This is a genomic window from Mesorhizobium sp. M5C.F.Cr.IN.023.01.1.1 (assembly GCF_003997585.1).
In the GTDB taxonomy this organism is placed as follows: domain Bacteria; phylum Pseudomonadota; class Alphaproteobacteria; order Rhizobiales; family Rhizobiaceae; genus Mesorhizobium; species Mesorhizobium wenxiniae.
In genome coordinates this window covers 71,290-80,751 of the sequence record NZ_RZSU01000021.1, presented here as the reverse complement: position 1 = coordinate 80,751, position 9,462 = coordinate 71,290, and the positions used below count along the sequence as shown (strand labels likewise).

The 9,462-nt window shown below is 58.4% G+C and carries 7 protein-coding genes and 2 pseudogenes; 6 read left to right on the top strand and 3 right to left on the bottom strand.

Translation table 11 applies throughout. From position 1 onward, the window contains the following. The 5 genes and pseudogenes from EOA78_RS11630 to EOA78_RS11610 all read left to right on the top strand — a co-directional run. Nucleotides 1-224, top strand: a pseudogene (locus tag EOA78_RS11630) (beta-ACP synthase); the annotation flags it as partial. Nucleotides 225-992: 768 nt separating this feature from the next. Beyond that, a pseudogene (nifA, locus tag EOA78_RS11625) lies at nucleotides 993-2,036 on the top strand (nif-specific transcriptional activator NifA); the annotation flags it as partial. Nucleotides 2,037-2,434: 398 nt separating this feature from the next. After that, entirely contained in the window at nucleotides 2,435-5,548 is a 3,114-nt protein-coding gene (locus EOA78_RS11620; protein WP_091599561.1) for an autotransporter serine protease, read from the top strand. Nucleotides 5,549-5,573: 25 nt separating this feature from the next. Then, nucleotides 5,574-5,774, top strand: coding sequence for a hypothetical protein (locus tag EOA78_RS11615; RefSeq protein WP_126057638.1), 201 nt, complete (start codon nucleotides 5,574-5,576; stop codon nucleotides 5,772-5,774). Continuing rightward, nucleotides 5,771-5,986 carry a hypothetical protein gene (locus tag EOA78_RS11610; protein WP_126057639.1) on the top strand — a complete coding sequence of 72 codons (216 nt, stop codon included), beginning with the start codon at nucleotides 5,771-5,773 and terminating at the stop codon, nucleotides 5,984-5,986. The genes EOA78_RS11615 and EOA78_RS11610 overlap by 4 nt, the downstream gene beginning before the upstream one ends. 210 nt (nucleotides 5,987-6,196) lie before the next feature. Here EOA78_RS11610 and EOA78_RS11605 read toward each other — a convergent pair whose 3' ends face one another. The 3 genes from EOA78_RS11605 to EOA78_RS11595 form a co-directional block, all read right to left on the bottom strand. Beyond that, nucleotides 6,197-6,910: a hypothetical protein gene (locus EOA78_RS11605; RefSeq protein ID WP_091599555.1), complete on the bottom strand. Its 714-nt coding sequence runs from the start codon at nucleotides 6,908-6,910 to the stop codon at nucleotides 6,197-6,199. A 1-nt stretch (nucleotide 6,911) separates the two neighbouring features. Then, nucleotides 6,912-7,421, bottom strand: coding sequence for a DarT ssDNA thymidine ADP-ribosyltransferase family protein (locus EOA78_RS11600; RefSeq protein ID WP_126057640.1), 510 nt, complete (start codon nucleotides 7,419-7,421; stop codon nucleotides 6,912-6,914). Nucleotides 7,422-7,576: 155 nt separating this feature from the next. Next, nucleotides 7,577-8,614, bottom strand: a complete 1,038-nt coding sequence (locus EOA78_RS11595; protein ID WP_164783723.1) for an ISNCY family transposase — start codon at nucleotides 8,612-8,614, stop codon at nucleotides 7,577-7,579. A gap of 307 nt (nucleotides 8,615-8,921) precedes the next feature. On the opposite strand from EOA78_RS11595, the gene EOA78_RS11590 reads away from it, so the two are divergent. Then, nucleotides 8,922-9,449, top strand: coding sequence for an invasion associated locus B family protein (locus EOA78_RS11590; RefSeq protein WP_091599547.1), 528 nt, complete (start codon nucleotides 8,922-8,924; stop codon nucleotides 9,447-9,449). Nucleotides 9,450-9,462: the final 13 nt, after the last annotated feature.

Genomic DNA, 9,462 nt, shown 5'->3' with positions numbered 1-9,462 from the left:
ACGCGCATTGCCTCGGCGCAGCGAGCGCGCTTGAAATGATCGCCTGCGTGATGGCAATCCAAGAGGACGTCGTGCCGCCGACCGCCAACTATCGCGAGCCAGATCCCGCTTGCGACCTCGACATCACACCCAATGTGCCGCGCGAGCGCAAGGTGCGCGTCGCCATGAGCAACGCCTTCGCCATGGGCGGTACGAACGCAGTTCTGGCATTCAGGCAGGTGTAGAAGCCATGCAAGACGCATCATTTGAGGTCACCTGTCGTATCTAGCTGCTGAGGGGCGGGGCATTGTGAAACAGGGGGAGCTGTGTGGCCCCTCTTTCTCGGCTCGACGATGTGGAAGGAGCCTGTGCGGCGAAACGGGCCGACGCCCTCAGGCCCAGAACTTGGGCGAAACCAACTCCCACCAAAGCACAGCCGCTTTAGTAGCCGAACAATGAAGCCTCGCTCGACGAGCCGCCGCCTCTACTGTCAGCGGCATCACGCGGTTGAAGCGAACAGCGCAGCGGCTACTGTTTCCCGCACAACTCGGATGGCAATTGGGACAAGTCCGCACATGTCGTCACGTACGCTGAACGCCGCAGGTACAGCCAAATTGGGGGCGGAGCGTTTCTGCCGTTTTGATAGAATTCTATCAAACTGACAATTTTCCTTGCACGAATGCAAGGAGAGCTCGATTGACTCCCCTCCTTTCTTGTCAAGGATGGGTTTGCAGGCTGCGGTGCGGCAGAAGCCGGACAGAACGGCGACCGGTCGAGTAAAGGCCTGCGCAAACAAGCGCGCATATTGCGGGCGCCCGCACGGAGGAGAAGACGCTCGTCCTGGTGAAAGACAACGATGCTCAGGCGCCATTGCCATTTGCCGAGGGCGTCCGCGCGCCGGAAATTTCGAGGCACAAAGGTGAGATCGAGAATGATAATGACGAAAAACAACACAGCTCACCGTCAAGTGCAGTTCCACCGGCGGGTGGCGGAGTGGGATGGGCTGCCAAATGGAGCGTAAAAAGATCAGCAAGGAGATGCTTGGCGATAGTCTGGCGCTGCGCAAGCTGCGTGAGCACCTTGTCAAGGTGGCCAAGGCGAAGACTACGGTCATGTTGCGAGGTGAATCCGGAACCGGCAAGGAGCTGGTTGCCAAAGCCATTCACGAACTCTCGCCTCGCGCCAAGCAGCCCTTCATCAAGGTCAATTGCGCGGCGCTCACCGAGACGCTTCTGGAATCTGACTTGTTCGGTCATGAGAAGGGTTCCTTCACCGACGCGATCAATTTGCGCAAGGGGCGCTTTGAGGCTGCCGACAAAGGCACATTGTTTCTGGACGAGATTGGCGAAATATCGGGCTCGTTCCAGGCTAAGCTGCTGCGTGTCCTGCAGGAGCAGGAGTTTGAGCGTGTCGGCAGCAACCACACCATTAAAGTCGATGTTCGCGTGATTGCCGCAACCAACAGGGACTTGGAAAAGGCAGTTCAACGCAAGGAGTTCCGGCAAGACCTCTATTACCGCATCAGCGTCGTCACTTTACGCGTGCCGGCATTGCGCGAAAGGCGAGGTGATATTCCGCTCTTGGCCGCTCAGTTTCTCAAGAATTTCAATACTGAGAATGATCACACGCTGACCTTCGCTCCCGAAGCGATTGAGGTGCTAATGAATTGCGAATTTCCAGGCAACATCCGAGAGCTCGAAAACTGCGTTCAACGGACGGCAGTTCTGGCGACGGGTCCATCAATCCTCAGAACTGACTTTGCCTGTTGCGTGGGTGAGTGCTTGGCCGCGGCGCTGTGGAAGAACGGACCGCCGACGTCAGAGAACTCGACTACGATCGAGCCTTCCGCCGCCCGTGCCGCCCCGCCCGTCGGCGACGGGCAAGCGCCGATAGGCCCTGCCACGACTCGTGGTAGGGTGCCCGATGCCGATACGGTCATTGCCGCCATGGAAAAGTGTGGCTGGGTGCAGGCAAAGGCGGCGCGCCTGCTCGGTTTGACCCCGCGCCAGATCGGCTACGTGCTGAGAAAACACGGCATCGAGATCAAGCGTCTCTGAAACAACCCGCCGAGCAAGAGCTGGAGCAGGTCAAGCATTGGTGCTCTGGCGCCGAGCCCATCGGCCACCTTACGAACGTGGGTGTGAACAGCGCTGCCAAGATTCCGGCCGTGTGCTTTCTACCACCAGTCGTACTGGGGCTCTGCGGCTGACAAAACTAAGAAGGAGGAATCCTATGGCTAGTAACTTCGCTCTACACCGCAAGGGCAAATCCAATCCGACGTGCCTGAAATCCAGAAATAATCGATGTATCATTGGTGACACGCCAGCATGCGTAGAGGCGACGCGCAGATCTCCGCTGGCGGGACCTGGTCGATACATAAGCTGATCGCTTGCCGCTCGATATCGCGCCAATCTGATCTGAAAGAAATAAGTAGTTTTGGGAATAGGGATTAAGCATGCCAACGCGCTTCAGAACGATCAAATTGTTTTTAGCAACAACGGCGCTCTTCGCACCAAATCTGTCCTTGGCCCAGGAATCAGTCGCGTCGCCTGCGCCGGTGGCAGATGCCGAATATTCCAGAAATTGGGGCCTGAGTATGATCAACGCCCTGCCCGCCTACCTTAAAGGCTATACGGGCAAGGGCGTCGTCGTTGCGATTGTGGATACAGGACTGGATATCAACCATCCCGAATTCGTGGCGCGCATTTCGAAGGCGCTGCACAACTTCGGGACGGATAAACGCTTGGCTGACGTCAGCCATTCTGTCGACAAAGACGGTGTGCCTGACGGACACGGGACCCATGTGGCGGGGATAATCGGCGCCGCGCGCGACGGCACGGGCATGCAGGGCGTGGCCTATGAATCGACAGTATTGCCCCTTCGAGCAGTGGATATCGGCGACCCAGATGATCCCGAGATGGACCCGACCAATGAAGCGATCGAATACGCGATTGGTGCGGGAGCTGGCGTGCTCAATGGGAGCTACGGGCCAGGCCTGTTGCTGGGGCGGTATCTCAAGGACGAGAACGGCCAACTGAAACTCGATGGCAAGGGATATGCCATCGATAATAAAAACTATGAGATTCTCGACTATCAGGCCATCTATGATGATCCGAGCAATCTCGTCGATACCTACAATACGTTGAAGAAGGCGGCTAAGGCGGACATCGTGCTCGTCTTCGCCGCCGGTAATGATGCCAGTACCGACGACCAACCCGGCGCTGCTTCGGCGATTCCCAGCGGCATCGGCACGTTGCCGTTAATAACGCCAGAAAATACCAAAGATGGAAATCTTTATAAGTTCATCGACACAAACGATCAAACAAACAAAGGTTTCGATTTCAATAACCCAAATACATACAAGATAGTGAGCGGGTCTGATGTCTCGAAGCTCGACTTCTCGGATCTGGCAGGCTCGCTGATAACAGTCGTTGCTGTCGGCAAGGATGGCAAGATTGCCAGCTATAGCAATAGATGCGGAGCCACAGCAGAGTGGTGCCTCGCGGCTCCGGGTGGCGATATTAATGCCGATCCCGATAATCCGATTGATGAGAACGGCATTTATTCTACCTGGCCACAAGGGGATCGGGCGAACAAGAACAACCCGTATAAGTACGAGGAAGGTACTTCCATGGCAACGCCGCATGTTGCTGGCGCGGCGGCAGTGATCCGGTCGGCATTCCCTTACATGAACGCCCGCCAGACCATTGAAACCCTCCTGACAACGACGACCACCAAAGGGTTCGAGGATGAACAAGTCTTCGGCCAGGGTCTGCTCAATCTCGGCGTTGCGATCGAGGGTCCGGGCGAGTTCCGCTACGCCGGCGTCTTCGACGTCGACACCAAAGGCTACTCCTCGATCTGGTCGAATTCAATCTCGGGCGCCGGAGACCTGACGAAGCGCGGCGAAGGAGCGCTGATCCTGTCCGGCGAAAACAGCTACAGCGGGCCGACCAAGGTGCTTGGAGGCATACTCGCCGTCGATGGCCGCATTGTTTCGAAGGTAGGCGTCTCGGCTACTGGTACCCTTACGGGTATCGGTGCAGTCGGCTCTCTTACGGTTGGCGCAGGCGGCACCGTCGCTCCTGGCAGCGTGCTCGATCCAAGCAAGGGGGTTGCAGTGCTCACCGTCAACGGTGACTTCGTGCAGCAGGCCGGGTCGACCTATTTGGCGGGTATCGCACCGAGCAAGGCTTCAGATCTCATCGACGTTGCCGGCAGTGCCGCCATCAACAAGGGAGCGAGCGTCAACCTGGTGCGTGAAGGTGCCGGGCATTTCTCAGTCGATACCCGCTACACGCTTCTGACCGCCGCTGGCGGCGTGATCGGGACCTACGGCGGGCTGACAGGAGGCCTCTTTACAGACTCGCCCTTCGTCGATTTCGAACTCGCTTATGACCCGACCAACGTCTATCTCGACGTCGATCGCAATTCTGTCACCTTTGCCGATGTCGGCAATACCTTCAATCAGCGATCCGTGGGCGCGGCTGCGGAAGCCCTTGGTTCCGGCAACACGATCCACGACAACATCCTCTTCCTGACGGGACAGGGATCCCGCAACGCATTCGATCAGCTTTCGGGCGAGATCCATGCTTCCGTTCACAGCGCCTTTGTCGAAGACAGCCATTTCGTCCGTGACGCCGCCGGCGATCGCATTCGCGCAGCGTTCGCAGGCGTGGGCGCATCAACCGTGCCGGTCATGGCATATGGACCGGAAGGCCCGGAACTGGCTCCCGCGACCAGCGAAAACTTCGCCGTCTGGGGCAGCGGTTTCGGCGCCTGGGGACATTTGGACGGAGACGGCAACGCTGCTCGCCTCGACCGCTCGACGGGAGGCTTTATTGCAGGCGGCGATGCGGCCATCGGCGAAAGCTGGCGGCTCGGGCTTCTTGCCGGTTATAGCCATACGTCCATCCATGTGGATGATCGCGCCTCCTCCGGCTCAGGCAACAATTATCACCTCGGGATCTACGCTGGCACGCAGCGTGGCCCTCACAGCTTCCGTTCCGGCCTTGCCTATACGTGGAACCGCATCGAGACCGGCAGGTCGGTGGCGTTTCCGGGCTTCTCCGACAGCCTTTCGGCCGATTACCATGCCGGCACGTTCCAGGCTTTCGGCGAACTCGGCTCTCGACTGGATACAGCTTCCGTATCTTTCGAGCCCTATGCGAACCTAGCCTATGTGAACTTCAACGCGGATGGCTTCACAGAGCATGGCGGTGCCGCTGCGCTTTCCGGAAAAGACCGGTCGAGCGACACGACATTCACCACGATAGGGCTGCGCGCCTCGACCGCTTTCCCGCTTGGTTCCGTCAATACAACCGCCCGTGGCGGTATCGGCTGGCGTCATGCGTTCGGCGATGTGGTGCCTGAAACGGCGCTTGCCTTCACAGGCGGCTCATCCTTCGCCGTGGAGGGAACGCCAATCGCAAAGAACGCTGCCGTCTTCGAAGCTGGTATCGATGTCAACCTTACCGACAAGGCAACCATCGGGCTTACCTATAAAGGTCAGCTTGCCTCGGACGCGCAGGAGCATGGCTTCAACGCCAAACTCAGTGTTCGGTTTTAATCGCCGCAAGGGAGGGCGATATGTCATGCCCGATTCCAGCAGCGAACTGACAGCCATCTCTATTGAAAGATCTTATCGCCTTGCAATGGCCGACCATCCTTCGGCCATTGCTGCTTTTGCTTTCCGGAAGGAGTGTTTCGTGAACAAAGTAATTCTAATTGCGATTTGGCAGGGTGCCTTTCTTTCGCTGCCGGGTGCAGTACGTCCGACGGCGGCAACTGGGTGAAGGACGAGACGCCGCGCAGTGCTGCCCAGCAGGACTACACTGAATGCAAGTATCAGTCGGAAATGGCGACGGCGACGATCGGAACGAATAGCCGCCCGAAAACGATGACAGATGCAATCGGGGACGGTGTCGGGGATCGTATCGTCAAGGGTATGGAACAAGGCAATCTCGTCAAGGATTGCATGAGAGCCCGCGGCTACACTCAATCCTGACAGGCAACTCATGGGCTTCCGCCGCTATCGAAGGGATTGTAAAGGACGCGTCGATCTTCGAGAAACGAGGAAGCGGCGTACGATTTCTGTCTCTGAGGGGCTGGGGTCCGACCATGACACGCCGAAGACAGGTGTACTGATACCGGTTACCCGGCGTGCGGTCTCGGCAGTGACCTTGCTGCTCTAGCGAATAAATTGCGCTACTGCCTGCTAGCCGACCCTAAGTCTGGCCTGCTTCAAATGAGGTTGATGCTCGGTCGGCCGAAGCGAATGAGCAGCCATCGCGGCAATGAAAACCTCGGGCGTTTTTAGGTAGCGCTCCAGCTTGTTCTCCCTCATGAGCACTACGAACAGAGCGCACGTTTTCGCCTGACAATTGACCGACTTGGTAGGGTTGAACTCTATGTCAGTGAAACCGGCATACCGCATTTCGCCGTCCACTCGATTTTTGAGCCATACACGGTGAGGAAAGATGGCATTGAGATAAAGCCAATCGTAGAACACGGTCGTGGGTTCTAGCGGGAACTCGAAGCCGTCGAATTTGAAGCCCACCAGTGCGCCGGATTCGCGGAGTCGTGGCTCGCGCTTCGCATCGCGCGGTTCAACCTCGTACAGATCGGTGTACGGCCCGCCACGCTCGAATACCTTACTTCCCTGAAAGGCGTTCTCCAGCGGTATCTCGCCGATGCTGGTCCTCACGCGCAGGTGAAACGCGCTAAGATGCTGGCCGGCGACTTCATCAGACTTGCTAGACACTTCTAGCAGCGGCGCATATCCGGCTTTCTTGGCGGCCTCATGCAGCGACCGTATATTCTTCTTCTTCTGAACCTCAGCGAAGCCACCGGCCCACGGAATTTCGAAATCCAATCGCCTGACGTAACCTTCGTCCTCGGTTGCAGGGATAAAGACTGGTCTCTCAGCCATTCTAAATGTTCCTTATTAAGCCCAGCAGAATGACATGGGGAACCAACACCTCGTATTTCTCCGCCTGAGTGAGACGCGCCTTAATCGCCGAATCCTTCCAGTCCGTTCGGGTGTAAAGTATCTCAAAATCGATTAGCGGTTCAGCCTCTCCGATAGGAATCGATTCGACGCCAGCTTTGTTCGCGACATCGTTGGTAAAACGAACACCCGTGAACTGCATTACCGAGGGGTGTATTTGCAGAAAGATCGTGTCCGTAATCCTCCCATCCTGCCGGGCAACGTACTCCATCGGATGGGTGCTACGAAAGCAAAGGTGGACGTAGTTGCCCATTCCCTTCAACGCGTCGGCGTCACGACTCCATTCATTGCCGCCCGGTGCCGGAACCTTGACCTTCTTCTGGTCAAGCTGCGCGAGTGGATAGAGTCCTCCCATTTCTTTAATCACCGGCAGGTTCCTCCGGTCGGTGAAGTGATAGAGCAGCGGCACCTTATCAAGAGTATCAATTGCCATGTTCCCCTCCGTCGCAGGCCGGTAGCAGCCTTGCCCCACACGGGTGGAATCTTACGGCAGTCATCGTCCGAACGCCATGATCCGAGGCGAGGTGTTCAGATTGGCGACGTTTCTCAATTGTTCTATACGATTAAAATAGAATTCTACATCGCCAACTATGGTTCGAAATCGTCGTGCACGGCAGCTCCACAACGATCATCATCCCGGATCGGACTGTGCGGGAGCTGCAATCGCAGCCGCGCGAAGGCGACCGTGTTGTCACGAGCAACGACGCGCTCCTCCTCGATGCACAGGATCTGGGCCAATTGCTGCGGGTCGGCGGCGACAAAGGCACTGTCTTCAACCGCGGCGGGCCTGGCGAAGCGGGCATTGTGAGCCGGCAGATAGGTCTGTGCGACGAAGCGGTTGGCGGCCTCGATATCAGCCATGCCGGCCAGTGCCAGTTCCCTCGGCAGTCGGTCCTGCAAGGTTGAGAACATCCGCTCGGAGCGGCCCCTGGCTCCAGGCGAATAGGCTGGAATATGTTCGATGCCGAGCCGCTCGAGCGCCCGACCGACCTGGGTCATGCGAATCTTGTCGACAGCCCCGCCCGCCTTGAGCGTCACGAAATAGTGTCTGCCACGATCGCTGTAGAGGCTTGACGGCAATCCCTTGGCGACAAAGGTCTCCAGAAGTCCCTGGAAGCTCGACGCCGTGCCTTCCTCCTCGATCAGAAAGGCCGAATAGATCGTGCTCGTCGCATCGTCCATAGTCACGATCAGATCCAGCATCGGCCCACTCGCCAGCCACTGATGACGGCTGCCGTCCTGGTGTAGCATCATCCCTTCGCACGGCTTCCTTTCCCGCTTGCGCCGGTGAGCACCGCGCCGCTTGGCCCGTTCCACCAGGCCCGCCGCGTGAAGCTGCGTCTTGATGAAGGTGTAGCCCCAGCTGAAATCGTGATCGCGCAGCAGGTGCTCGTGGAAATGCTTCACGTTCCAGCCAAGGTAGCGATGGCGATAAAGCTCCAGCATCTCCTCGATCGCCTCCACTGGCACCCGGCGCGTCGAAAGCTTGCCCAAACGCCGGTCCAGCAACCCAGCCTCCCCGGCCTCTTCGTAACGGTCGCGATAACGCCGAAATTGCCGCTCCGACATGCCCAGCAACTCGCCTGCCTCCATCATCGAGAGATCGCCGCCAGTCCAACGGCTCAATACGTCCCGAAACTTCTGTATTCTCCGTCCTGGAGCCACGCTGCCCGCTTCATCCCCAGCTTCCATTCGCTGGCGATGAAACCGGACAACTCCTGTGCTACCTAATCCGGACAAATCATGTGCTTACGACACGCCGGAGCGGAACGCTTGCCTGCGGCATCGCGGTCGGGTAATTGTTGCAGATACGTCGGCCCGAAGATCGGCATCGATTTTCGGGCCGACGCGTCGTTTCAATCGGATAGAGCGCCATTCTCGCCTCGAAGGCACGCGCGGCGCTCCACGACAAGGGGGCAACGGAGCTTTGCTGATGTCGGATTCGTCCAGGATTTGTGCGGTGGCCGCGGCCACCCTCATGGCGCTTTCCGCGTCGTTGGCAGCTCAGGAAGCCGGGCTGCCGGGCGGTGCTTCCTCGCTGAAGGAGACCTATGAGGACTGGGATCTCTCCTGCCAGGCCACGCCGACGCTGGTATGCGCGGCTACCTATCAGCAGTCGCAGCAGAACGGACGGCGCCTGCTTGCGGTCGAATTGGGCAAGGGGCAGGAGGACGGCATTGCGGGCAATCTCGTCCTGCCCTTCGGCCTGCAACTCGCCGTCGGCGCGACGCTTCAGGTCGACGATGGGCAAGCGGGCAAGCCGCTGCCCTTCTCGACCTGCCTGCCCGCCGGCTGCTTCGTGCCCCTCAGCTTCGACGCGAAAGCAGCCGCGTCGCTGCGCACGGGCACAACGCTCAAGGTCACGGTTAAGAGTCTCGACCAGAAGGATGTGCCCTTGTCGGTTTCATTGAAGGGTTTGACGGCGGCGCTGGACAGGTTGAAGGTGCTGCTCGGGGCTTAGATTGGGGGCTGGC

Excerpts from the sequence above, each read along its gene's own strand:
- EOA78_RS11620 (WP_091599561.1), top strand. The coding sequence starts at position 2,435 with ATGCCAACGCGCTTCAGAACGATCAAATTGTTTTTAGCAACAACGGCG.
- EOA78_RS11615 (WP_126057638.1), top strand. The coding sequence starts at position 5,574 with ATGCCCGATTCCAGCAGCGAACTGACAGCCATCTCTATTGAAAGATCT.
- EOA78_RS11605 (WP_091599555.1), bottom strand. The coding sequence starts at position 6,910 with ATGGCTGAGAGACCAGTCTTTATCCCTGCAACCGAGGACGAAGGTTAC.
- EOA78_RS11600 (WP_126057640.1), bottom strand. The coding sequence starts at position 7,421 with ATGGCAATTGATACTCTTGATAAGGTGCCGCTGCTCTATCACTTCACC.
- EOA78_RS11590 (WP_091599547.1), top strand. The coding sequence starts at position 8,922 with ATGTCGGATTCGTCCAGGATTTGTGCGGTGGCCGCGGCCACCCTCATG.